At 71.5% G+C, this 22,139-nt stretch carries 22 protein-coding genes; 6 read left to right on the top strand and 16 right to left on the bottom strand.

From position 1 onward, the window contains the following. Nucleotides 1–10: 10 nt before the first annotated feature. Nucleotides 11–1,681: a thiol reductant ABC exporter subunit CydC gene (gene cydC, locus MWM08_RS08980; RefSeq protein WP_244459104.1), complete on the bottom strand. Its 1,671-nt coding sequence runs from the start codon at nucleotides 1,679–1,681 to the stop codon at nucleotides 11–13. Beyond that, nucleotides 1,681–3,357 carry a thiol reductant ABC exporter subunit CydD gene (gene cydD / locus MWM08_RS08975; RefSeq protein ID WP_244459103.1) on the bottom strand — a complete coding sequence of 559 codons (1,677 nt, stop codon included), beginning with the start codon at nucleotides 3,355–3,357 and terminating at the stop codon, nucleotides 1,681–1,683. Before cydD ends, cydC begins: the two co-directional genes overlap by 1 nt. A gap of 96 nt (nucleotides 3,358–3,453) precedes the next feature. Between cydD and MWM08_RS08970 the strand changes: the two genes are divergently transcribed. Together MWM08_RS08970 and MWM08_RS08965 are read left to right on the top strand one after the other, a co-directional pair. Then, nucleotides 3,454–4,347, top strand: coding sequence for a polysaccharide deacetylase family protein (locus tag MWM08_RS08970; RefSeq protein WP_244459102.1), 894 nt, complete (start codon nucleotides 3,454–3,456; stop codon nucleotides 4,345–4,347). Nucleotide 4,348: 1 nt separating this feature from the next. Next, nucleotides 4,349–4,882: a lipocalin family protein gene (locus MWM08_RS08965; RefSeq protein WP_244459101.1), complete on the top strand. Its 534-nt coding sequence runs from the start codon at nucleotides 4,349–4,351 to the stop codon at nucleotides 4,880–4,882. A 4-nt stretch (nucleotides 4,883–4,886) separates the two neighbouring features. Here MWM08_RS08965 and MWM08_RS08960 read toward each other — a convergent pair whose 3' ends face one another. From MWM08_RS08960 to MWM08_RS08950, 3 genes are all read right to left on the bottom strand, one after another. Further along, nucleotides 4,887–6,488: a hypothetical protein gene (locus MWM08_RS08960; RefSeq protein WP_244459100.1), complete on the bottom strand. Its 1,602-nt coding sequence runs from the start codon at nucleotides 6,486–6,488 to the stop codon at nucleotides 4,887–4,889. A gap of 69 nt (nucleotides 6,489–6,557) precedes the next feature. Then, nucleotides 6,558–7,406: a GNAT family N-acetyltransferase gene (locus MWM08_RS08955; protein ID WP_244459099.1), complete on the bottom strand. Its 849-nt coding sequence runs from the start codon at nucleotides 7,404–7,406 to the stop codon at nucleotides 6,558–6,560. After that, a complete protein-coding gene (locus tag MWM08_RS08950; protein WP_244459098.1) occupies nucleotides 7,403–8,152 on the bottom strand; it encodes an SDR family NAD(P)-dependent oxidoreductase in 750 nt (249 codons plus the stop codon). Before MWM08_RS08950 ends, MWM08_RS08955 begins: the two co-directional genes overlap by 4 nt. A 123-nt stretch (nucleotides 8,153–8,275) precedes the next feature. On the opposite strand from MWM08_RS08950, the gene MWM08_RS08945 reads away from it, so the two are divergent. Beyond that, nucleotides 8,276–8,701 (top strand): PaaI family thioesterase, encoded by a 426-nt coding sequence (locus tag MWM08_RS08945; protein ID WP_244459097.1) that lies wholly within the window; start codon nucleotides 8,276–8,278, stop codon nucleotides 8,699–8,701. A gap of 7 nt (nucleotides 8,702–8,708) precedes the next feature. Here MWM08_RS08945 and cysQ read toward each other — a convergent pair whose 3' ends face one another. Continuing rightward, nucleotides 8,709–9,491 (bottom strand): 3'(2'),5'-bisphosphate nucleotidase CysQ, encoded by a 783-nt coding sequence (gene cysQ / locus MWM08_RS08940; RefSeq protein ID WP_341482863.1) that lies wholly within the window; start codon nucleotides 9,489–9,491, stop codon nucleotides 8,709–8,711. Nucleotides 9,492–9,575: 84 nt separating this feature from the next. On the opposite strand from cysQ, the gene cysD reads away from it, so the two are divergent. After that, entirely contained in the window at nucleotides 9,576–10,541 is a 966-nt protein-coding gene (cysD, locus tag MWM08_RS08935; protein WP_244459096.1) for a sulfate adenylyltransferase subunit CysD, read from the top strand. Between the two features lies 1 nt (nucleotide 10,542). After that, a complete protein-coding gene (gene cysN / locus MWM08_RS08930) occupies nucleotides 10,543–12,408 on the top strand; it encodes a sulfate adenylyltransferase subunit CysN (RefSeq protein ID WP_244459095.1) in 1,866 nt (621 codons plus the stop codon). Nucleotides 12,409–12,423: 15 nt separating this feature from the next. Here the strand turns inward: cysN and MWM08_RS08925 are convergent, their stop codons facing one another. The 7 genes from MWM08_RS08925 to rpsD form a co-directional block, all read right to left on the bottom strand. Then, a complete protein-coding gene (locus MWM08_RS08925) occupies nucleotides 12,424–13,392 on the bottom strand; it encodes a hypothetical protein (RefSeq protein WP_244459094.1) in 969 nt (322 codons plus the stop codon). Then, nucleotides 13,392–14,249, bottom strand: coding sequence for a hypothetical protein (locus MWM08_RS08920; RefSeq protein WP_244459093.1), 858 nt, complete (start codon nucleotides 14,247–14,249; stop codon nucleotides 13,392–13,394). Before MWM08_RS08920 ends, MWM08_RS08925 begins: the two co-directional genes overlap by 1 nt. Continuing rightward, a complete protein-coding gene (locus MWM08_RS08915; RefSeq protein ID WP_244459092.1) occupies nucleotides 14,242–15,540 on the bottom strand; it encodes an NAD(P)/FAD-dependent oxidoreductase in 1,299 nt (432 codons plus the stop codon). The genes MWM08_RS08920 and MWM08_RS08915 overlap by 8 nt, the downstream gene beginning before the upstream one ends. Next, nucleotides 15,537–16,427: a DMT family transporter gene (locus MWM08_RS08910; protein ID WP_244459091.1), complete on the bottom strand. Its 891-nt coding sequence runs from the start codon at nucleotides 16,425–16,427 to the stop codon at nucleotides 15,537–15,539. The genes MWM08_RS08915 and MWM08_RS08910 overlap by 4 nt, the downstream gene beginning before the upstream one ends. A 79-nt stretch (nucleotides 16,428–16,506) precedes the next feature. Then, nucleotides 16,507–17,028 carry a cysteine dioxygenase family protein gene (locus MWM08_RS08905; RefSeq protein WP_244459090.1) on the bottom strand — a complete coding sequence of 174 codons (522 nt, stop codon included), beginning with the start codon at nucleotides 17,026–17,028 and terminating at the stop codon, nucleotides 16,507–16,509. A gap of 654 nt (nucleotides 17,029–17,682) precedes the next feature. Beyond that, complete coding sequence (locus MWM08_RS08900; protein ID WP_244459089.1) at nucleotides 17,683–18,276, bottom strand: class I SAM-dependent methyltransferase; 594 nt, start codon at nucleotides 18,274–18,276, stop codon at nucleotides 17,683–17,685. Nucleotides 18,277–18,394: 118 nt separating this feature from the next. Beyond that, the gene (gene rpsD / locus MWM08_RS08895; protein ID WP_244459088.1) at nucleotides 18,395–19,012 is read right to left on the bottom strand and encodes a 30S ribosomal protein S4; all 618 of its coding nucleotides are present in this window, start codon (nucleotides 19,010–19,012) and stop codon (nucleotides 18,395–18,397) included. A 202-nt stretch (nucleotides 19,013–19,214) separates the two neighbouring features. Here rpsD and MWM08_RS08890 point away from each other — a divergent pair, with 202 nt between their 5' ends. Next, complete coding sequence (locus MWM08_RS08890) at nucleotides 19,215–19,415, top strand: hypothetical protein (RefSeq protein ID WP_244459087.1); 201 nt, start codon at nucleotides 19,215–19,217, stop codon at nucleotides 19,413–19,415. Here MWM08_RS08890 and MWM08_RS08885 read toward each other — a convergent pair. The 3 genes from MWM08_RS08885 to cysS all read right to left on the bottom strand — a co-directional run bounded on the left by MWM08_RS08885 (nucleotide 19,412) and on the right by cysS (nucleotide 22,078). Next, entirely contained in the window at nucleotides 19,412–20,233 is an 822-nt protein-coding gene (locus MWM08_RS08885; RefSeq protein ID WP_244459086.1) for an RNA methyltransferase, read from the bottom strand. The genes MWM08_RS08890 and MWM08_RS08885 overlap by 4 nt on opposite strands. After that, nucleotides 20,230–20,595, bottom strand: a complete 366-nt coding sequence (gene copM, locus MWM08_RS08880; RefSeq protein ID WP_244459085.1) for a CopM family metallochaperone — start codon at nucleotides 20,593–20,595, stop codon at nucleotides 20,230–20,232. The genes MWM08_RS08885 and copM overlap by 4 nt, the downstream gene beginning before the upstream one ends. A gap of 61 nt (nucleotides 20,596–20,656) precedes the next feature. Continuing rightward, on the bottom strand, nucleotides 20,657–22,078 hold the full coding sequence (gene cysS / locus MWM08_RS08875) for a cysteine--tRNA ligase (RefSeq protein ID WP_244459084.1): 1,422 nt from the start codon (nucleotides 22,076–22,078) through the stop codon (nucleotides 20,657–20,659). Nucleotides 22,079–22,139: the final 61 nt, after the last annotated feature.

The following is a 22,139-nucleotide window of genomic DNA, read 5'->3' as shown; positions in this document are numbered from 1 at the left end:
TTACGCACCCTCATCCGGCCGCCGGGATGGCGCGCCCGCCGGCCAGGCGCAGGATGCGCGTGGGGCGCTCGACGCCCAGCAGATGGTGCTGGATCAGGATGACGCTGCGCCCGCCCAGCGCATCGTCCAGCGTCTCGAGGAAGGCGCGCTCGGTATCCGCATCGAGGCCCGCCGCGGGCTCGTCCAGAATGACGATCGAGGCGGGCGCGAGGAGCGTGCGCGCAAGCGCCAGCCGCCGCGCCTGCCCGCCGGAGAAGCGCAGCCCGCCCTCCCCGCACATGGTTTCGAGCCGGTCGGGCAGCGCGCGCACCACCTCGCCGACCTGCGCGCGGTCAAGTGCCGACCACAGCGCGGCGTCGTCCGCGGCGGGTGCGGCGAGACGCAGGTTGGCGGCAATGGTGTCGTCGAACAGCCGGGCATCCTGGGTCAGCCAGGTGACGCGACGGCGCAATTCGGCGGCGGGCAGTGTCGCGATGTCCACCCCGCCCAGCGTGATCCGCCCGGCCTCGGGCTCGGCCAGCTTCAACAGCAGCGCGGCCAGCGTGGACTTGCCCGAGCCGGACGGCCCAAGCAGCGCGATGCGTGCGCCCTCCGGCAGTTCGAGGTCGAGACCGTCGAAGACCAGCGGCCGGTCATCCGCCCAGCGGAAGCGCAGCCCGGTCACCCGCAGCGCATGGCCGGCGGGCGCCGCCGCGGGTGCGACGGGATCGGGCACGGGTTCGGGCGTGTCCGCAGCCTCGAACAGGCGGCGCGCACCGGCGCCGGCGGCGGCCATGGCGGCGCCCGCGCGGGGCATGAGGCCGAGTGCCTCGGCCGCGGCGATCGCGAGGAACACGCCCATCAGCCCGGCTGCAAGGCCCTGCTGCCCCGCGATGAGCGCCCAGCCGAGCGCCCCCAGCAACGCCACCTGCACCAGCAGCGACCCGGCGGCCCCGCCCCAGGCGGCGCGCCGCGCGAGGTCGCGCTGCGCAGCAGCCAGCGCCTCACCTTCGGCCGACACGCGGGCGCCCGCCCGGGCCTCGGCATTCGCGGCCAGGGTATCCTCGATGCCGCTCAGCGGATCGACCACGGCGTTGCGCAGGCTGCCCTGCGCGCGCGCCACATCGTTGCCCGCGCGCGCCGCGGCGGGGGCCAGCAGCAACGGCAGCAACAATGCCGCGGCCAGCGGCAGCGCCAGCAGCGCGGCCAGCCCGGCATCCGCCGCGCCCACCACGAAGACGATCGCGACCACGACCGCCAGGGAGGACGCCGCCGGCACGATCACGCGGAGGTACAGCCCGTCGAGCGATTCGACATCCGCCACCAGCCGGCCCAGCAGGTCGCCGGCCTGGCGCAGGCCGATCCCGCGCGGCAGACGTGCCGCGAGCCGCGCGAAGAACCAGACACGCATGTCGGCGAGCGCGCGGAACGTTGCCTCGTGCGTGACAAGGCGTTCGAGATACCGCGCAACCGGGCGGAACAGCATGACCGGGCGCAGCCAGAGCAGCGCGGCGAAGCCCAGGCCCGCCAGGGCGAATGCGCCCGCTTCGCCCGCCGCGACCGCGCCGCCCACCACTCGCCCCGCCAGCACCAGCAGGGCCACGCCGGCCAGGGTGGAGGCGACGGCCGCGACCATGCCGGCCAGCAGCCACCAGCCGCGCCCGCGCCACAGACCCAGCACACGGATCAGGTCGCGCAGCATCAATTCCCCGCCATGCGGTCAGCCGCGTCCCGCCCGGCCGAGAGCTGCAGCACCTTGCCGAAATACCCCCGCGCCGCGCGGGCATGGGTGGCCACGATCGCCGTACGCCCGACACACAGGCGGCGCAGCGCGTCCAGCACCACCGCTTCCGTCCCTGGGTCGAGATGCGTGGTGGGTTCGTCGAGCAGCACCAGCGGCGTGTCGCGCAGGAAGGCGCGCGCCACGGCCACACGCTGCGCCTGGCCGCCGGACAGGCCGAAGCCGCCCTCGCCGACCAGCGTGTCGAGTCCGGCGGGAAGGCCGGCGGCGAATTCCATCACCTGCGCGGCGCGGGCCGCGGCCTCGATCGCGGCATCGTCGGCATCGGGGCGGGCGAAGCGGATATTTTCGCGGATCGTGCCACGGAAGATGTGCGCGCGCTGGCCGACATACGACGACAGGCGCCGCAGTTCGCCCGGCGCAAGCAGCGTGATGTCGTGCCCGTTGATCGCGACGCGCCCGCCATCGGGCCGGCGGAAGCCCATCAGGATCCGCAGGATGGAGGTCTTGCCCGACCCCGATTCGCCGGTCAGCAGCAGCGTCTCGCCCGGCAGCACGCGGAACGACACGCCATCGAGCGCGGCCGGACGCGAGGCATCGTAGGACAGGCGGACCTCGTGGAACGTTACCGTGACCTTGGGCGGCACTTCCTCGAGCAGCAGCCCCTGCGGGCCGGGGGCTTCGAGCAGCGGTGCGAGGTCGGCCGCCGCGCCGCGCGCGGCGAGTTGTTCGTGATAGGCGCCGGCGAAGGCCCGCAACGGCGCAAAGAAGACCGGCACCAGCAGCAGGCAGAACAGCGCGGTGACGGGTGCGGGATGCGTTCCCGCCACCAGGTGTCCGTGGCGATAGGCCAGCGAGGCCAGCGCGATGCCCACGATGAGTTCCATCGCGCCGGTCGAGATGAAGGCAAGGCGCAGCACGCGCATGGTCCGCGCACGAAGTTCCTCGGCCGCGGCGCCGAGTCGCTTCGCCTCGGCGTCTTGCTGGTTCAGCAGCACCAGCACCGGCAGGCCGCGCATCCGGTCGAGGAAGCGCCCAGACAGGCGCTGCAGCGCGGCGAATTGGCGGCGGCTCGCGACGCCCGCGCCGATGCCGCTGATCGCCTGCGCGACCGGCACCAGCAACCCGGCGCCGAGGAGGATCATCCCGCTGACCGGGTCTGCCAGCGCCGCCGCGCCGGCGATCAGCAGCGGTGCCAGCATCGCCAGCGCCGCCGCCGGCAGCCAGCGAGCGAAGTAGCCCTCCAGCGCCTCGATCCGTTCCACCACCAGGGCTGATTTCTCGCCGACCGCGCGTTCGTCCTGCGGGCCGGCCGCAAGCAGGCGTTCGAAGACCGCCGCGCGCAGCCGCGCCTTGGCATCCTCGCCCACCGCGACCTGGGCGCGTTCCTGGGCAATCGCGAGGCCGGCCATCAGCACCGCCAGGACGGCGGCGGCCGCGAGTTCGCCCCACCCCGCCTCGGCGCGGCCGAGCAGCGTGGCGAGCAGCCGCGCGACAAGCAACGCCTGCGCGATGCCGCAGGCGGCGATGCCGAGGCCGAGCAGGATCGGCGTGCGAAGCCGGGCGCGTTCGGACCGTGCCTCACGCTTCAACAGCGCGGCGGCGGCGGCCTCCGCGCCCGCCGGAAGGGAAGCCATGGGATCAGATTAAGGGATCGTTCGCCGCACCGCCACGGGGGGTGCCTTGTCGGCCCGCTGGACCGGCCCCATCACGGGTCCAGCAGGAGGGCTGACATGCTGCCGACCCACGGGCGCTACGACTACCACGACTGGCCGACGCGCCGGGCCTATGCCTGGCCGGGTGAGGCGCGGCTGGCGGTCTACTTGGGTTTGAACCTGGAGCACTTCGCCTTTGGCGAGGGGCTGGGGGCGGAACTTGCACCCGGCGGGCCGCAGCCGGACGTGCTGAACTTCGCCTGGCGTGACTACGGGAATCGGGTGGGCGCATGGCGGCTGCTGGGGCTGCTGGACGAGCTCGATCTGCCTGCGACCGTACTGCTGAACAGCGCCATGTACGACTATGCGCCGGCGCTGGTCGCGGCGCATCGCGCTCGCGGGGACGAGATTGCCGGCCATGGCCGCACCAATTCCGAACGCCAATCCGTCCTGTCCGAGGCCGAGGAACGCGGGCTGATCGCCGCGAGCACCGCCGCCATCGCACACCACGAGGGTCGCGCTCCGCGCGGCTGGCTGTCCCCCTGGATCGCCGAGAGCCACACCACGCCCGACCTGCTGGCCGAGGCCGGCTACGCCTATACGCTGAACTGGTGCGCCGACGACGCGCCGATCTGGATGCGCACGCGCGGCGGGCGGCTGCTTGCCATCCCCTACCCGCAGGAGGTCAATGACATCCCCTCCATCGTCGGCCGCAAGGATGGCGCGGAGCAGTTCGCCGACATGGTCGTGGACGACTTCGAGGAACGGCTGCACCAGACGCGCGACGGCCTGGCGCAGGTGATGGGCATCGCGCTGCATCCCTACCTGGTCGGTCAGCCCTACCGGATGCGGCACCTGCGCCGCGCGCTGACGCATCTTTCGGCGCGGCGCGACGTTGTGTGGTTCACCACGGCGGGCGGCGTGCTGGACCATGTACTGACGCTGCCGCCCGGCACGATCCCCGGAGAATGACATGCGCCGCGCCCTGATCGCCCTCACGCTTCTGCTGGCCGCCTGCGGTGGCGAACCAGGTCCCGACGCACCGCGCACCGTCGGGCAGGTGGATCTCGCGCGCTATGCCGGGACCTGGTTCGAGGCAGCGCGCTTCCCGACCTCCTTCCAGGACAGCGCGCGGGTGCGCTGCGAGGATGTGAGCGCCACCTACACGCCGCGGCCGGATGGCGAGGTCACGGTCGTCAACCGCTGCCGCAACGCGCTGGCGGGCGGGGCGGAGCGCGTGGCCGAAGGGGTCGCGCGCAGCGCCTCGCCGGGCAATGACCGGCTGCGCGTCAGCTTCTTCTGGCCATTCTTCGGGGATTACTGGGTGATCGGGCTCGACCCGGACTATCGCTGGGCGGTGGTCGGCGCCCCGGGGCGCGACTACCTCTGGATCCTGTCGCGCACGCCGGAGATCGCGCAGGCCGATTTCGACGCGGCGGTCGCGATCGCGCGGCGCGAGGGCTTCGACACAACGCGGCTGCGGAGCACCGCGCAGGGCGGCGCATAGCGCGCTAGCGCCGCCGCGCCGGCTCGACCACCAGGTCGAAGGCGCCGGGACCGCCGCCCAGCACGCCCGCGCGAACGAAGGCCTCACCCTTGCGCGCGGCGTCCACGACCAGGCGCGAGGCAAGGCCGCCGCCGCCGTCATCATCCTCGGCGAGCACGCGCCCGGACTCGTCGAGGATCTCGAGGATGGTGTCGGTCCCGTCGCGCAGCCCCTCGGTGCGCACCACCAACGCGCCGGGCGGCAGGCGGAAGAAGGCGGATTGCCCGCGGCGCAGGCGGATCGCCACGCCGGCGCCGGGTTCGATTGGCCGCGCCGCCGCGGCCGCGCTGATCGAGGTCGGGAAATCCGGCGGACCCTGGTTGTCGGCCTCGACGGCCAGGTCGAAGGACCCGCCGCCATCGCCAAGCAGCCCGGCGCGCACGAAGAGCGGCCGCGGGTCGCCGCCAGCGACCTCGATGCGCGAGGCAAGGCCGCCGCCGCCGTCATCATCCTCCGACAGAACGTTGCCGTCAGCGTCGAGCAGCGCGAGCACGGTATCGGCGCGGCGCTGGAGATTGCGCGTGACGACCGCGATATCGCCATCCGGCAGGCGGAAGAAGGCGGTCTGGCCGCGACGCAGCGTGAGCGGCACCGACTGGCCGACAGCAAGGGCGGGGGCGGCATTCGCCTCGCGGATGCTCGCCGGGAAGGCGGGCACGGGGGGCGATGTGTCGGGCAGCACCACCAGGTCGAAGCTGCCCGTGCCGCCCAACAGGCGTGCGCGCACATACAGCGGCCGGCGCTGTCCCGAGGGCACTTCGATGCGCGAGGCGAGTTGTTCCTCGCCGCCGTCGTCATCCTCGGTGATCTCGCGGCCATTGGCATCCAGCAGCGCAAGGGCCGTGTCGGTACCGGCCGAGAGGTTGCGGGTGATGACCACCAAATCCTGCCCGCCCGGCGGCAGGCGGAACCAGGCCTCGGCGCGGCCGCGCAGGCGGATCGTGACCGCCTGTCCGATGGTCATCGGAACCTGCCCGGCGGCCTCGGTGAGCGTTCGCGGCGCGCCGGATGGCTCGGCCGGCGGGGCCTGGCGCAGGAGCACTTCGAACTGGCCGCCGGCCTGTTCCAGCACGCCCACGCGCAGGAACAGCGGGCCGGCCTGGTCGGCGCCGATCTCGATGCGCGAGGCGAAGCCTTCCTCGCCGCCGTCGTCATCCTCGCCCAGGATGCGCCCCTGGCGGTCGACCAGCGCCATGACGGTGTCGGTCCCCTGGGCGAGGTTGCGCGTCAGCGCCTCGACGTCGCCGGCCCCTTCGGGCAGGCGGAAATAGGCCACCTGGCCACGGCCGAGGTCGAGCTTCACCGGCGCACCCACGGTCAGGGCCGGTCCGGCCGCAGCCTCGGCGAGGTCGAGCGCGACGGACACGCCACCGGTGATGGGTCGCGCCTGTACGAGTTCGATCGCGGGAGCCAGGCCCGGCACAGCAGTCGCGACAGGCGCGCGCTGGGGTGCCGCAGACGCCGTGCCGAGCGCACCCGCCGTGCCGAGCGCCGCGAGCAAGGCCGCCGCCGGCAACAGGGCCGAACTGGCCCGGGGACCGGCAAGCCGGTCGTGGCGCTGGGTCATGGGTATGCTCCGTGCTGTCGCCGAGTGGAGAGCGCTAGACCCTGCGGGTCGGCACGGTCAACCGCAGCGTCAGCCGAGTTCGAAACTGGTGATGCCGTAGATGCGATCGATCGGCAGCGCAGGTGCCACGCCGGCATACATGCGCGCGGTCTCGAACGCCGGGGTCATGCCCGCGGCGACGGCCATGGCCACGGCATCGGCATTAGGTTCGGGCAGGTCGAGGAATATCGGCCCGGGCGGGGCCGCCCGCAGCAGGGCGGCGAAGATGGCGCGCCCGGTGGCGCCGTCCTGGGCGAAAAGCGGGCCGATCTTCGAACCCTCGCGGCAGGGGCGCAGCACGCCCAGCCCAAGGACGCCGCCTGGCCCCGTCGCCACGCGCGCGACATGGCCCGGCGCGGAAAGCCAAGCACCCAGGAAGCCATCGCGCGCGGTGGGGAAGAAGTGTCGGTCGAAGGCGGCGACCGCGGCAAAGGGCAGATCGGCGGCGGGGCTGATCGCGGGGGCGTCCTGAACGTGCGGCGCGTGCGGCCGCGCGGCCCCGTAGCGGATGTTCCGATGCAGCAGCGCGAAGCCCGAGCGCCGGTAGTTATCCTGCTGCGCCACCACGCCGTCGAGCCCGACGGTGCCCGGCTGCAGGCGCGCCATCGCCGCGCGCCACAGCGCCAAGCCATGCCCGCGCCCACGATGCTCCGGCCGCACGATGTAGAAGCCGAGAAAACCGAACGCGTCGCCGTATCGCACGGCGGAGACGCAGCCCACCGGCTCGCCCGCCAGTTCGGCCAGCAGGAAGCCGTCCGGGTCGGCGGCGAGGAAGCAGGCGGCGTCAGACAGGCCAGGGTTCCAGCCCTCCGCCGCCGCCCAGTCGAGCGCCAGGGCGAGATCCTGGGGCCGCATCCGGCGGATGGTCGCGGTGGTCAATGCATCACGTCCCCGCCATTGGGCGACAGGCACGCACCCACGTAGAAGTCGCCGCCAGGGCCGGCCAGCAGCAGGGCGGTGGCGGCGATCTCCTCCGGCCGGCCGAGCCGCCCGGCGGGCAGTGCCGCTTCGATCGCCGCGCGCCATTCCGGCCCGCGCGATTGCGTCAGCGCGGTATCGACCGGCCCGGGTGCAATCGAATTCACGCGCACGCCACGCGGGGCTGCTTCCAGCGCGAAGGACCGGGTGAAGGACAGGATCGCGCCCTTGGCCGCGGTATAGGGCGTAAGGTTCGCCGCGCCCTTGAAGGCCAGCTGCGACGACAGCGTGATGATCCGCCCACGCCCCCGCGCCGCCATGCCCGGATAGACCGCCTGCGCGGCAATGACCGTGTGCATGAAGTGCACATCGAGGATGCGGCGGAAGGTCGCCTCCGGCAGGGTCTCGAGGGGCCCGCGCAGGTTCATCCCGGCATTCGCCACCAGGATGTCGATGGGGCCGAGGGACGCTTCCGCCGCGGCGATGAAGCCGCGCAGCCGGTCGCCATCGGCGACGTCGAAGGATTCCGCATGGCAGCGACGCCCCAGGGCCGTGACCGCCGCGGAGGTCTCGGACGCGCCTTCGGCGTCATCCAGGTGGCAGAAGGCGACATCGGCGCCGGCTTCGGCGAAGGCACGCACGATGGCGCCGCCGATACCTCGGCTGCCGCCGGTGACGATCGCGACCTGGCCGGCGAGTTGCGTCATGTCCCTGCCCTTTCGATGCAGCGCCCTTGTTCGCGCATCGCCGCGGCGGCGGCAACCTGGGCCGCGTGGCGCCACGGTCCGGCATGGGGCAGGCTGCGGCACGACCGAACGGGACCCCGCCTGATGACCGACGACACCCCCGAACCCGCGGCCATACAAGCCATCGTGCATCGTGGCGTGCCGCTGGCCGCCGCCTGGAGCATCGAAGTGCTGGCGGCCGCGGGCGGCAGCGCGACCTGTCGGCTGCCCTGGCAGGAAGCGCTGCTGCGCCCCGGTGGGACGGTCTCGGGCCCCGCGCTGATGGGTCTCGCGGATGTGGCGATGTGGGCGGCGTTGCTCGGCGTCACCGACGGGCGGGACGAGAGCCTTACGACGAGCCTGACCATCCACTTCCTGCGTCGCCTGCCGCCTGGCCCGGTGATCGCGGAGTCGCGCGTGCTCAAGCGGGGGCGGATCATCGTGGGCGAGGTGCTGATCCGCTCCGAGGGTTCGGGCGATATCGCCGCGCATGTGACCACCAGCTGGGCGGCCGTTGTGCCGCGCGCCTGACCGCGGTTCAGCGCTGGCCGCCCCAGGCGACGAAGCCGCCGTTGCGCCAGGCCGCGCCAGCCTTGCCATAGCGGAAGGCCGCGCCATCCGGGCAGACCACGCGCCCGCCGGCGGCTTCCAGAACCGCCTGGCCGGCGGCCGTATCCCACTCCATGGTCGGGCCGAAACGGGGATAGACATCCGCCTCGCCTTCCGCGACCAGGCAGAACTTCAGCGAGGACCCGACCGAGCGCAGCCCGGCGACCGGCAGGCCGCCGAGGAACGCTTCGGTCTGCGCATCGCGATGCGACCGGCTCGCCACGGCGACCAGGCCTGAGGGATCCGGCCGGCGCACCGCGATCGGTCGCATCGGCGCGCCATCCGGGCCGCTGGCCGTGGCACCGGCGCCGAGCGCGCCGAGCCACAGCCGCCCGAGCGCCGGCGCATGCACCACGCCGGCGACCGGCACGCCGTCGTCGATCAGCGCGATGTTCACCGTGAATTCGCCATTGCCGGATATGAACTCGCGCGTGCCATCGAGGGGATCGACCAGAATGAAGGGCCCGTCCGGCGCGGCGTCGGCGCGGACCGCATCCTCCTCGGACACCACGGGCAGGTCTGGGCAGGCGGCTGCGAGGCCGGCCAGGATCGCGTCATGCGCCGCGACGTCGGCCTGGGTGAGCGGGCTGCCGTCATCCTTCGCCGCGACGCGTGCGGCACCATAGAAGGACATGATGCGCGACCCGGCATCCTGCGCGATCGCGGCGAAGTGTTCCGCCAGGCGGTGGCGCAGCGACGTGTCGGTCATCATCGGCGCGGCTCCGGCCCTGTCCTGGCGCAGAACTTGCGCGGGTCGTGTCGCCATGGGAAGAGCCCGCCATCGCTGCAGCGCGCCATGGGCCGCTGCACCACGACGCATCTGGAGCCCGAGGGGTCCGTGACCATCACCACACGCAAGGCCGCGCTGACGCCGCATCTGGCGCGGCTCGAGGCGGAATCCATCGCGATCATCCGGGAGGTCGCCGCGTCCTTTCGCAAGCCCGTGATGCTCTACAGCATCGGCAAGGATTCCGGTGTGATGCTGCACCTGGCGCTGAAGGCCTTTGCGCCCGGCAAGCCGCCCTTTCCGCTGATGCACATCGACACGACGTGGAAGTTCCGGGAGATGATCAGCTTCCGCGACGCCATGGCGAAGCAGGTCGGCATGGAACTCCTGGTCCATACCAATCCCGACGGCATCGCGCGCGGGATCAACCCGATCGCGTCGGGCTCCGCGCTGCACACGCAGGTGATGAAGACCGAGGCGCTGAAGCAGGCGCTCGATCTGCACGGCTTCGACGCGGCCTTCGGCGGCGCGCGGCGCGATGAGGAGAAATCCCGCGCCAAGGAACGCATCTTCTCTTTTCGCGGACCGGGCCATTCCTGGGACCCGCGCGCGCAGCGGCCCGAATTGTGGTCGCTCTTCAACACGCGCATCCGCGAGGGCGAGAGCATCCGCGTCTTCCCGCTGTCCAACTGGACCGAATACGACGTGTGGGACTACGTGCTGGCCGAGGATTTGCCGGTGGTGCCGCTGTATTTCGCGAAGCCCCGCCCGGTGGTGAAGCGCGCTGGCACTTGGATCATGGTCGATGACGACCGCCTGCCGCTCGAGCCCGGCGAGACGCCGCAGATGCGCATGGTCCGCTTTCGCACGCTCGGCTGCTACCCGCTGTCGGGCGCGGTCGAGAGCGAGGCGGCGACCCTGCCCGACATCATTACCGAGATGCGCGCCGCCAAGACCTCCGAGCGCCAGGGACGGCTGATCGACTCCGACGAGGAAGCCTCGATGGAGAAGAAGAAGCGCGAGGGCTATTTCTGAGATGACGCAGCACCGCGCGCCCGAGAACCGGGAACTGCTCCGCTTCCTCACCTGCGGGTCGGTCGATGACGGCAAGTCCACGCTGATCGGGCGCCTGCTGTTCGACAGCCAGCTGATCTTCGAGGACACGCTGGCCGCGATCACGCGCGACAGCCGCAAGCACGGCACGACGGGCGATGATGTGGACCTCGCCTTGTTGGTCGATGGCCTGGAGGCCGAGCGCCAGCAGGGCATCACCATCGACGTCGCCTACCGCTTCTTCCAGACGCCGCGGCGCGCCTTCATCGTCGCCGATACGCCTGGCCATGAGCAGTACACGCGTAACATGGCGACCGGTGCCTCGGGTGCGTCGCTCGCGGTCATCCTGATCGACGCCCGCAAGGGCGTGCTGACGCAGACCCGGCGGCATTCCTACATCTGCTCTCTGCTCGGCATCCGCGACATCGTCGTGGCGGTGAACAAGATCGACCTGGTGAAGTTCGACCAGGACACTTTCGACCGCATCGTCGGCGACTATGTGACCTTCGCTTCGGAACTGGGCTTCCGTTCCATCGTGCCGGTGCCGATCAGCGCGCGCTTCGGGGACAACGTCACGGCGCGGTCGGGCAACATGCCCTGGTACAAGGGGCCGACGCTGATCGAGCACCTCGAACAGGTCGATGTCGCGCAAGACCTCGGGTCGAAGCCCTTCCGCTTCCCGGTGCAGTGGGTCAACCGGCCGAACCTCGATTTCCGTGGCTTCGCGGGCACCATCGCGTCGGGGCGCGTGGCACCCGGCGACCAGGTGATCGTCGCCGCTTCGGGCAAGGCGTCGCGCATCGTGCGCATCGTCACCGCCGATGGCGACCTGGACGCGGCCGAGGCCGGGCAGGCCGTGACCATCACGCTGGAGGACGAGGTCGATGTCGCGCGCGGCGATATCCTGGTCCGCCCCGCCGAACGCCCGCCCGTCGCCGACCAGTTCGCCGGGCACCTGCTGTGGATGGATGAGGAGGCGATGCTGCCCGGGCGCGGCTACCTCATGCGCATCGGCAATATCTGGACGCCGTGCTCGATCACCTCGATCCGGCACCGCGTGGACGTCAATACGCTCGAGGAACACGCCGCACGCCGGCTGTCGCTGAACGAGATCGGCTTCTGCAACTTCTCCGCCGGCCAGCCGATCCCGCTCGACGCCTACGCCGAGAACCGCGCGACCGGCGCCTTCATACTGGTGGATCGCTTCACCAACCGCACCGCCGGCGCGGGCATGGTGGCCTTCCCGCTGCGCCGCGCGTCGAACATCCACCACGAGCACTTCACGGTGGACAAGGCGGCGCGCGCCGCGCTGGTGGGCAACCGCCCGATGGTGCTGTGGTTCACCGGACTGTCGGGGTCGGGCAAGTCCACCATCGCCAACATCGTCGAGCAGGCGCTGCACAAGGCCGGGCGCGCGACCTATTCGCTCGATGGTGACAATGTGCGCCACGGGCTGTGCCGCGACCTCGGGTTCACCGCCGCCGACCGTGTCGAGAACATCCGCCGCGTCGGTGAGGTCGCGAAGCTGTTCGTCGATGCCGGGATGATCGTGCTGTGTTCCTTCATCTCGCCCTTCCAAGCGGAACGGCGGATGGTTCGCGACCTGCTCGGGCCCGGCGAATTCACCGAGGTCTTCGTGGACACGTCCATCGAGGCGTGCATCGCGCGCGATCCGAAGGGCCTCTATGCCAAGGCGCAGGCGGGGCAGATCCAGAACTTCACCGGCATCTCGAGCCCCTACGAGCCGCCCGAGAACCCCGAATTGCACATCCTGACCGCCGGCCGCACGGCCGAGGAATGCGCCGCGGATGTGCTCGACCGGCTGCGCAGCGCCGGCATCGCCTGCTGAAGCCGCCGCGACGCGTCAGCCCGCCGCCGGCCAGGTGAAGGGCGCGGTCGGGTCGATGGCGAAGGCATCCACGCCATCGGCCAGCGCCACTGCCAGCGCCCCCTCCGCCGCACGCGCGACACGCGCGAGGTCGCAACGCCAGAGCGCCAGCAGCGCCGCATCCGGCGACGCGCCGGCCATTGCCTCGTCCAGCCAGCGACCGAAGGCTTCGGGCAATGCGGCAAGCAGCCGCGCGACCAGCAGCCCATCACGCGGCGACAGCGCGCCCGGCAGGGGCATGGATCCGGTGGCCGCGACGCGCGCCACCACAGGGACCGTCCCCGGAGCGCCAAGTGCAAGGTCCACCCCGCCGGCGCCGGCCTGTAGCGCAAGCACCAGTTGCGGCTGCGCCGTCGGGCCAAGCCGTGCTGCCTCGAGCCGCACATCCAGGACGCGGGCATCGGCGTCGGTGCGGAAGGCGAAATGCGCGCGGCCGGTCGCGACCGCCAGGCGCTCGAACAGGAAGCGCCGGCCCAGAATGAGCGCAAGCGCCTCAGCCGCCGGCGCGGGACCGCCCGCCGCACCGGTCAGTGTCAGGGTGGACAGGCGGAATCCCACCGCGCGCATGCGTCCGCCGGGCACCGGCAATTGCGCCAGGCGCTCGGCATGGAACCAGAATTCCGCGCGGCCCTCGGCGGCCATGGCCGCTTCGTCCCAGGCGAAGTCGAGGATGCCGAGCAGGCCCTGCCGCCGCGCCGTGACCGCGAGCCGCTGGCCATTCAGGAAGACCGCAACCTCCGGCAGGGCCTCGCCCTGCAGGACCAGCACGCGCGCCTCGCCCCGCCCGGCGCCGGCGGGTGCGGGCATCCGCAGCACCGAAAAGCGGCCCGGGCCGGACCAGCGATAGCCGATCGATTCCTTCATCTCCGGTTCGTGCCAGCCCGTGCCGTCGACCGCGAAGAGCAGGTCGTGCACGTACTGCCGCCGCCAGGGTCCGGCATCCATCAGGGCTTCTCCAGCCGCCAGGCATTGCGTTCGGCCATGCGCACCAGCTCGATGCCGAAGCGCGTACCGGAAATGACCATCAGGTCGTCGACCGGGTAGCCGGCCTCGCCTTCGGGTGCGACGGCCAGCAGCAGGTCCGCCATGGCCTCCGCAACCGGACCGGGCGCGAGGCGCGACAGGTCGGCACGGCGCGGCGCGAGGCGTCGCATCAGCATCGCCAGCGCGAGGCGCCAGCCGGTCCGGTCCCAGGCCGGGACATGCGCCAGGTGGCGGATTCCTTCGCATTGGGCAGCGGTGACCGGCAGGTCCTGCAGCATCGCGTCCAGCACGATCCAGTAGTCCCACCACGGCACGCCGAAGGCGAAGCCCGACACGTCGAGCCGCAGCGCAAGCGCGCGCGGCATCAGCACCAGGTCGTAGCCGTAGCGATAGGCGATGCCTTCGCCCTGGTGGCGATGCAGCACGTCGGTCCGGTTGCAGGCGACCATGCCCTGCGCCGCACGTTCGACCAGCGCGGCGCGCTGCACTGGGTCGAGGTCGAACAGGATATCGGCGTTCACCAGGCCCACGACCGGCGCGCCGGTGGCGATGGCACGGCCAAGCGCATCACTGATCCATGCACCGGGGCGGCCGTAGGTCTCGGCCACGCCGGGTTCGGCCGCGACGGTCTCGAGCCCGGGCGGCAAATCGCCGAGGCGGCCGATCTCCGCTTCGGGATTGACCGTCATCACCCGCCAGCCGGCGGCGCACCAGGAGGCCGCGCAGGCTGCGCGCCAGGCCGGCCCGGCCTCGATGCCGCCAGGCCCGGGGCGGCGCATCATCGGCGGGATGGAGGTGGCGAGGGCGACGTCAGTCACGCGCATCCGCGCGCCGCAGCTTGGCGACGTTCCAGGCGATGCCCGCAGCGCGGAAGGCGTGGCCGGGGATGGTGCGCATCCGTGTCTCGACCGGCGCGGCGATGTCGCGTAGCGCAGTGCCGCTGCTGGCCTTCGCCAGTTCACGCCCGAGGATGGTGGCAAGCGCCACCCCGCGCCCGTTGCAGCCGGTCCAGGTCAGCACACCGGGCGCGAGCTCATAGACATGCGGCAGCTTGTCCGCCGTGCCGGCGACGTAGCCGTGCCAGATGTAGTCGAAGCGCACCTCGCCGATCTGCGGAAACACGCGGCGCACGCGATCGGTGATGCGGGCGCGGATGCGGTCCTCCCAGCCGAAGGGCACGATCAGGCCGCCGCCGGTGACCAGGCGACCATTCGCATCGAAGCGGTAAAAATACAGGTCGCCGCGCGTATCCGACAGCGCGTGGCCTTCCGGCAGGATGGTCTTGCGGATGTTGTCCGAGAGCACCGAGGTGGCCATCTGGTATGACCGCACGGGCACGATGGTGCGCTTCAGCGCCGGCCAGAAATCACCGGTGTAGGCATGGGTGGCGATCACCACGCGATCAGCGGTGAGGCTGCCGCGCGGCGTGGTCACCACCCAGCCGGCGGGTGTGCGTTCAATGGCCGTGACGGGGCTGCCGGTGTGCAGCATGGCACCGGCGCCGATCGCCGCCTTCGCCAAGCCGCGTGCCAGTCCGAGCGGGTTGATCCGCCCGCCGGTCGCATTGCCCCAGCCGCCGAACCAGTGGTCGGTGCCGGTCAGCGACGCCATCTCGGCACGCGAATACATGCGCGTGGGCGCGCCGCGGCGGCCCCAGGCCTCGGCGCGCGTTTCCGACAGGCGCAGGCGGGATTCACGGTGGGCGGGCTGGATCCAGCCGTTCTGCACCGCCTCGGCCGCGATGCCGTGGCGGCGGATCAGGTCGAAGGTGAAGGCCGCGCTATCGCGGATCAGCCCGACGAACGCCTCGCCCTTGTCGCGGCCGCCATGCTCGGGGGCGACCGACGCGACGATCTCGTCCGGATCGACGCGCGAGAGCGTTGGGATGACCTGGCCATTGTTGCGGCCGGAGGCACCCCAGCCGATCTCGTTCGCCTCGACCAGCGTGACGGGCACGCCCGCCTCGGCCAGATGCAGCGCGGTGGACAGGCCGGTGAAGCCACCACCAATGACGGCGACCGCGCAGCGTGAATCGCCGACCAGCGGCGCGGTCACGGGTGGTGGCGGCGCCGTCGCCGCCCAAAGGCTCGGCGGCATCGGTGCGGTCATGCCGGCTTCCTTCCGGTGAACAGCACGGCCGCGAGCATGCCGCCCACGGCCAGCGACGCACCCATGCCCTGCAGGAGGGAGATCGGTTCGTGCAGCAGCAGGGCGGCGAGCAGCAGAGCGGTCACGGGTACCATGATCGACAGGGTGGCCGCGCGCGTCGCGCCGAGCAACTCCACCGCGCGCGCATACAGGAACATCGCCACTGCGCCGAGCACGAGGCCCTGCGTCGCCAGATGCAACAGGATCGAGGTGGTGGGCAGCGCCGCTACCTCGGCGGCGCGCCAGGGCAGCCATACCGGCAGAACGACAGCGGCCGAGACCAACGTGACCGCGGCCGTCGCTGGAATCGCAGGCACCTGCCAGCGGCGCAGCAGCAGCGTGAAGACCGCCCAGGTGGCCCCCGCGGCCAGCAGCAGCAGGTCGCCGCGCCAGGCGCCGGGATGCGCGCCGGCCACGCCATCCCAGCCGATCATCAACACGCCGGCGGCCATGACCGAGAGCGCGGCGCCGCGCCCGCGGCTCGGCCATTCGCGCAGCAGGGGGATCGCCAGCAGCGCGCCGGCGATCGGCACGGTCATGGGCGCGATGGTCCCGCCATGCGCGGCCGGCGCATAGACCAGGGCAGTGAGGAACAGCATCAGGTTCGGCACGCCGCCGAACAGTGCCAGCAGCAGGATGCGCCGCCAGCCGATGCTCGCCAGCGCCGCGCGCGCCTGCCAGGCCAGCGGTGCCAGCAGCAGCGCCGCCGGCGCATAGCGGAACGCCGCAAGGTCGAGCGGATGGAAGCCTTGCCCCGCCAGTGCAGGGCGCGCCACCACTGCGTGACCGCCCCAGATCACGGAGGAGCCGACGCCGAGTGCCAGGCCCAGCAGGATTTTCGGGTTCATCGCTGGCACCCTGCCCTGCCCCGCCGCCGCGCGATACGGCAGCGGCGCGGGCCAGCCATGCGCCGCGGCTGGCGGGTGGTCAGGCCGGAAAAACGCGGTTCAGGTCGGTGCAGAAGCGGGCATAGGGCAGGCCGTAGGCGTGGATCGACACGGCGGTCTCGTTGCCGAGATTTGCCAAGCGGTGGATGGCATCCGGCCGGGCCGGGCCGTGCGAGGTGTCGCCCGGACGGCGCAGCACAGCGGCGGTCTGGACGGGCCGGTCGGGGTCGACGCCGGGGGCGTAGAAGGTCTCGGTCAGGTGGCCGCGGTGGATGCCGACGGCGCACCAGGCCTTGTGAGCGTGGATGGGCGACATCTGGCCGGGCCGCCAGACCAGGGCGGCGACAGCCCAACCCTGGGAGGCGTCCTCATGCAGGAGGTGCCGGACATAGCCTTCGGCGCGGCAGGGGCAGTCGTGGCCGATCAGCAGCATCGGGTCCGCGGCATGCACGCCGAGCACGGCAGCGACCGCCGCCGAGGGATCGTCCCGTTCGGCCAGGAGCGCGGAGGAAATGCCGGCAAGCATGGCATCGAGGCTGCGGCGGGCGGTGATGGCGTTCATGCGCGATCCTGCGACACGAGGCGGCGGGCGCCGCCACGGACGGCGCGGCGCAGTCCAAACACTACCTCAGGAGAGAAAACAACTTCAAGAGATCATTCATGAGAAAGATGTATCCCCCATTTTGATGTCAGGGAGATACACCTTCCCCTCAGATCGCTATCAGCCCGCCCGGGGCGCGACCGAAGCCGAGGCGATGATACGGGTCAGGGGGCATCCGGTGCCGACGGTGCGTCCGATCGACGACGCTGCGGGCCAATAGCGCGTGCGGGAGCCACGCCTCGGGTGGGGGCGGCGCTGGCGCGTTTTCCAATCAGACCACTGACGCCCGCGCCGCCACCCCCGGCCATCCACCGACCCCATTTCTGGAAGCGGCTGGCAGGGTGGGGAACAACGCCGATGCCGATATCGACACGTCGGACATCGCACGCGAGCAGATCCTCATCAGATCGGCTCCCTGATCGAGTGCGGACGCTTTCGAAACAACAAGCTGGATCGTTGCCGCGCGCCAAGCGGGCGGAAACGCCTCTAGCCGGCCGGCAGCTGCAGCAGGTTCTTCTTGTGGTCCGGTGCAAAGGCGATGACCATCGGGGCGGACCCTGCGAAGACCGTGCGCGCCACGATGCTGCCAGGCATGGATAAGCGCAGCGCTTCCTCTTAACGCGGCACATCGTCGCGCCGCGCCAACAGCATCTTCGCGCCGCCACGCATCAGGTCGGCCTCGCGGTCGATGATCGCGAAGGCCCGGAATTCAGGTTTGGCTTTGAGGAAGGCGGCGACCGAAAGAGTGATGTCCGGGTACCAGGCGTGCAGCACGTCATCCACCACGATCACGCCACCCGGCGCGAGGCAGGACGCGGCGAGCGCCACGTCGTGCGCCGCCGCGCCCCTGGTATGCTCGCCATCCACATGCACCAGCCGCGCCGGGGCGCCGAGCAGTTCGCTCCAGGCCGCCGCGCCAAGGTCGGTCGATGAGCCGCGGTGTAGGCGCAAGCGCGCATCAGCCAGGCCGGCCTTGGTCCAGTTGCTGCGGACGGAGGCTTCGAAATCCTCGCCGCCGACGACAAACAGGTCGACACCGAGAACCGATTCATCGGCCAAGGCGCCTAGGCCGAAGCCGACCAAGCTCATGCCCTGGAAGGTGCCGACCTCGGCGATCGGCCCGCGGATCCCGTCGCGACGCTGGACTTCGAGCAGCGTGAGAAACGCGAAGCCGCTGCCCTGCGTCAGGAAGCCGCGAACAGCGTGCATGACGGCCGCGAACTATTCGATCGCGGCCCGCAGCGGGCGGTCGGCACTTAACTGCGTCTGGCTCATGCGCGCCAAACCCACGCGTGCCGCGGGCACGGTGGCGTGACGCGCATGGACATCAGCGGCTGTAGAACTCGACGACCAGGTTCGGTTCCATCTGCACCGGATACGGCACGTCCGACAGCTTCGGCGCGCGCAGGAACTTGCCGCGCATCGCGCGGACGTCGATCTCGAGGTATTCCGGCACGTCGCGCTCGGAGGACTGCACCGCGTCCAGCACGGCGGCGAGCTGCTTCGACTTTTCCTTCACCTCGATCTGGTCGCCGTCCTTGACCAGGTAGGAGGGGATGTTCACGCGCTTGCCGTTCACGGTGACATGCCCGTGGTTGACGAACTGGCGGGCGGCGAACGGCGTCACGGCCAGCTTCATGCGATAGATCACCGCGTCCAGCCGGCGCTCGAGCAGCTCGATCAGGTTCTCCGAGGTGTCGCCCTTCCGGCGCACTGCTTCCTCGTAGTACTTGCGGAACTGCTTTTCGCCGATGTTGCCGTAGTAGCCCTTGAGCTTCTGCTTCGCCATCAGCTGGATGCCGAAGTCGGTCGGCTTGTTCTTGCGGCGCTGGCCATGCTGGCCGGGGCCATACTCGCGCTTGGCGAGCGGCGACTTGGCGCGACCCCAGAGGTTCACGCCCAGGCGGCGATTGATCTTGTACTTGGATTCGGCGCGCTTGGTCATACGCTGCTTCCCGCCGCGTTGCGCGGTCGGGCCTTCTGTCTTGTGCCCGATATGGGCTGTTGTCCCGGTAGTCCTTGGTCCCGGTCGGGGCCTCGGCGGGCGCGGACCCCGGGGGGCCGTCCACATTCCCGGAAGGAGGCCGCCTGATAGGGGCAGCGCCCTGGGCTTGTCAAACCGCGGCCCCCGCCCCTACTCCCGCGCCATGGTGACGCGCGAAGAGATTCTGGTGCTCGGCCTGACGGCCGGCGTGGTGGGTTCGCTGGTGGGCGGGCTGATGCTCGGCGTGGGGCTGGGGCTTGCGGTCAATGGAGCGCATGCGGGCTGGCTGCTGGTGCTGCCGGCGGCGCCGGCCGCCGGCGGCCTCGGGCTGCTGCTGGCGCGCAAGCTGGCGCGCAAGCTCTAGCCGCCCCAGGGCGGCGGCGCGTCGTCCTTCTCCGGCCGGCCGCGGCGCATCCGTCCGCGCGAGAGTTCCGTGACCACGCCGTGCAGCGTGCGCAGTTCCTGTTCGGTGACTTCCCCGCGCTGGAACCAGTGGCGCAGGTTGCGCACCATGCCCGGGCGCTTCTCGATGTTGTCGAGAAAGCCGGTCGCGTCGAGTTCGGCGACCAGCCGGTTAAGGAAGCCTTCCAGCTCGCCTTTGGTGGCGACGTGCGTCTCGTTGGTCATCAGCACGCGCGGGGGCGTGGTCTCGGCCGCGGTCCACCATTCATAGGCCAGGATCATCACCGCCTGGGCTAGGTTCAGCGACATGTGCTCGGGGTTGAGCGGGTAGCGCACCAGGGTGTCGGCGCAGGCCATGTCCTCGTTCTCGAGGCCGGCACGTTCGGGGCCGAACAGCACGGCGGACCGCAGGCCGCGGGCGGTGATGTCGCGCAGGTCCTCGGCCGCGGCGCGGGCGGTGCGGACCGGCACCACCACGTGGCGCGGGCGCGGGCAGGTGGCGAGCACGCGGTGGCAGTCGGCGACGGCGGCCGGCACGCTGTCGAAGACCGTGGCGGCGTCCAGGATGGCATCGGCGCCGGAGGCCGACGGGTAGGCATCGGCCTGCGGCCAGCCATCGCGCGGGGCGACGATCCGCAGATGGAAAAGCCCGCCATTGGCCATCGCGCGCGCCGTGCTGCCGATGTTGCGCGCCATCTGCGGGCGCACCAGGACGACGATCGGCGTCTCGCCTTCGGGCGGTGTCAGCGCCGCGCGGCCATCCTTGCGTCCGCCGGTCATCGCGGCGGGGTGCGGGCGAGGAAGGCGCGCAGTTGCGCAATCTCCGCCTCCTGCGCGCGGATGATGGCCTGCGCGAGGGCGCGCATCTCGGGATCGGAGCCATGGCGCAGCACGACATTCGCCATGTCGATGGCGCCCTGGTGGTGCGGGATCATGCCTGCGGCGAAATCGCGGTCGGCACTGCCGGTGTAGCGGATGGCCATGTCGCGGTGCATGCGGTCGTTGGCGGCGCGGAATTCGCGCGTCGAGGCAGGTTCCTGCGCGCCGCGCGGGGCGGGCGCGCCGTGGCCCTGGTGGCCCTGCTGCGCGGCGGCAGGCAGCGCGACCAGGGCGGCGGCAAGGGCGATGGCGATGCGGTTCATGGGCGTGTCTCCCGGCGGGTTGCGGCCGCCGGGGAGGCTGGGGTTTCCCATCGTCGGAAGGTCAAGCGCGGCGCCAGGTGGTGCCGCCGGCGCCGTCCTCGAGGATGATGCCGCGCGCCTTGAGCTCGTCGCGGATGCGGTCGGCAGCGGCGAAGTCGCGCACCTTGCGGGCGGCGAGGCGCGCGGCGATGGCGGCTTCGACCTCGGCGCCGTCATCGCCGCCCTGCAGCCAGGCGGAGGGGTCGCCGGTGGCGACACCCAGGATGCCGGCGGCCTCGCGGAAGGCCGCGGCGGCCACGCCCGGCGCGGGCGGCGTGGCGAGCCCGGCGCGCTCCATCGCCACCGCGGGGGACCCGCCGACGGTGACCGCGTTCTCCAGCGTGCGCAGGTCGCGCAGGCGCATCAGCGCGAGCGGCGTGTTGAGGTCGTCGGTCAGCGGCGCGATGGCCCATTCGGCCAGCGACGACGCCGCGCTGCCGCCAGGCGCGGCCGGCGCGCGCGACAGCATGGCGTAGTGGTCGTCCAGTTCCGCCTTCGCCTCGCGCAGCCCCTCCAGCGTGAAGTCCAGCGACTGGCGGTAGTGCGTGCGCAGCAGCAGCAGGCGGAAGGCCTCGCCGGCCCAGGGGCCCTCGGCCAGGATGTCGCGCAGCGTGCGGAAATTGCCGAGCGACTTCGACATCTTCTCGCCATCCACCAGCAGCATGCCGTTGTGCAGCCAGTAGTTGGCGAAGCCATGGCCGGGGAAGGCGCAGACCGATTGCGCGACCTCGTTCTCATGGTGCGGGAAGATCAGGTCGTGGCCGCCGCCATGGATGTCGAAATGCTCGCCCAGGTGCTTCCAGGCCATGGCGGAGCATTCGATGTGCCAGCCAGGCCGCCCGCGCCCCCAGGGGCTGTCCCAGCCGGGGGTCTCGGCATCGGACGGCTTCCACAGCACGAAGTCGCCGGCATCGCGCTTGTAGGGCGCGACATCGACGCGCGCGCCGGCGAGCAATTCATCCGGGCTGCGTCCGGACAGCTTCCCGTAGTCGGCGAAGGACGACACGCTGAACAGGACATGCCCATCGGCGGCGTAGGCGTGGCCGTTCGCGATGAGGCGTTCGATCAGCGCGATCATCTCGCCGATATGCCCGGTGGCGCGCGGTTCGACGTCCGGCGGCAGGGCGCCGATGGCTTTCATGTCGGCGTGGAAATCGGCGGTGGTGCGGGCAGTGATGGCGGCGATGGGCTCGCCCGATTCACGCGCGCGCGCGTTGATCTTGTCGTCCACGTCGGTGATGTTCCGAACGTAGCTGACCCGCGGGTAGATCCGCCGCAGCAGCCGCGCCAGCACGTCGAAGACCACGACCGGGCGCGCATTGCCCAGGTGGGCCAGGTCATAGACCGTGGGGCCGCAGACATACATCCGCACATGGGTCGGGTCGATCGGCACGAAGCGGCGCTTCTCGCGCGCGGCGCTGTCGTGGAAGAAGATGTCTGTCATGGCGGTCCGTCAGCGGCGATAGGTCGGGGGCGTGGCGCAGGCGCGCGGGGAAGGACCTTCC

Origin of the sequence: Roseomonas fluvialis (assembly GCF_022846615.1) — a bacterium.
Taxonomy (GTDB): domain Bacteria; phylum Pseudomonadota; class Alphaproteobacteria; order Acetobacterales; family Acetobacteraceae; genus Neoroseomonas; species Neoroseomonas fluvialis.
The sequence above is the reverse complement of the archived record's forward strand: the minus strand, read 5'-3'. Positions and strand labels throughout refer to the sequence as shown.

Bases quoted from the DNA above. Each gene is read 5' to 3' on its own strand.
- MWM08_RS08890 (WP_244459087.1), top strand. From the start codon at position 19,215: ATGGTGACGCGCGAAGAGATTCTGGTGCTCGGCCTGACGGCCGGCGTG.
- cysQ (WP_341482863.1), bottom strand. From the start codon at position 9,491: ATGATGACCGACACGTCGCTGCGCCACCGCCTGGCGGAACACTTCGCC.
- cysD (WP_244459096.1), top strand. From the start codon at position 9,576: ATGGGCCGCTGCACCACGACGCATCTGGAGCCCGAGGGGTCCGTGACC.
- MWM08_RS08885 (WP_244459086.1), bottom strand. From the start codon at position 20,233: ATGACCGGCGGACGCAAGGATGGCCGCGCGGCGCTGACACCGCCCGAA.
- MWM08_RS08915 (WP_244459092.1), bottom strand. From the start codon at position 15,540: ATGACCGCACCGATGCCGCCGAGCCTTTGGGCGGCGACGGCGCCGCCA.
- MWM08_RS08945 (WP_244459097.1), top strand. From the start codon at position 8,276: ATGACCGACGACACCCCCGAACCCGCGGCCATACAAGCCATCGTGCAT.
- MWM08_RS08925 (WP_244459094.1), bottom strand. From the start codon at position 13,392: ATGGATGCCGGACCCTGGCGGCGGCAGTACGTGCACGACCTGCTCTTC.
- rpsD (WP_244459088.1), bottom strand. From the start codon at position 19,012: ATGACCAAGCGCGCCGAATCCAAGTACAAGATCAATCGCCGCCTGGGC.
- cydD (WP_244459103.1), bottom strand. From the start codon at position 3,357: ATGGCTTCCCTTCCGGCGGGCGCGGAGGCCGCCGCCGCCGCGCTGTTG.
- copM (WP_244459085.1), bottom strand. From the start codon at position 20,595: ATGAACCGCATCGCCATCGCCCTTGCCGCCGCCCTGGTCGCGCTGCCT.
- MWM08_RS08900 (WP_244459089.1), bottom strand. From the start codon at position 18,276: ATGCACGCTGTTCGCGGCTTCCTGACGCAGGGCAGCGGCTTCGCGTTT.
- cysS (WP_244459084.1), bottom strand. From the start codon at position 22,078: ATGACAGACATCTTCTTCCACGACAGCGCCGCGCGCGAGAAGCGCCGC.
- MWM08_RS08905 (WP_244459090.1), bottom strand. From the start codon at position 17,028: ATGAACGCCATCACCGCCCGCCGCAGCCTCGATGCCATGCTTGCCGGC.
- MWM08_RS08950 (WP_244459098.1), bottom strand. From the start codon at position 8,152: ATGACGCAACTCGCCGGCCAGGTCGCGATCGTCACCGGCGGCAGCCGA.
- MWM08_RS08970 (WP_244459102.1), top strand. From the start codon at position 3,454: ATGCTGCCGACCCACGGGCGCTACGACTACCACGACTGGCCGACGCGC.
- MWM08_RS08910 (WP_244459091.1), bottom strand. From the start codon at position 16,427: ATGAACCCGAAAATCCTGCTGGGCCTGGCACTCGGCGTCGGCTCCTCC.
- MWM08_RS08965 (WP_244459101.1), top strand. From the start codon at position 4,349: ATGCGCCGCGCCCTGATCGCCCTCACGCTTCTGCTGGCCGCCTGCGGT.
- cysN (WP_244459095.1), top strand. From the start codon at position 10,543: ATGACGCAGCACCGCGCGCCCGAGAACCGGGAACTGCTCCGCTTCCTC.
- MWM08_RS08960 (WP_244459100.1), bottom strand. From the start codon at position 6,488: ATGACCCAGCGCCACGACCGGCTTGCCGGTCCCCGGGCCAGTTCGGCC.
- cydC (WP_244459104.1), bottom strand. From the start codon at position 1,681: ATGCTGCGCGACCTGATCCGTGTGCTGGGTCTGTGGCGCGGGCGCGGC.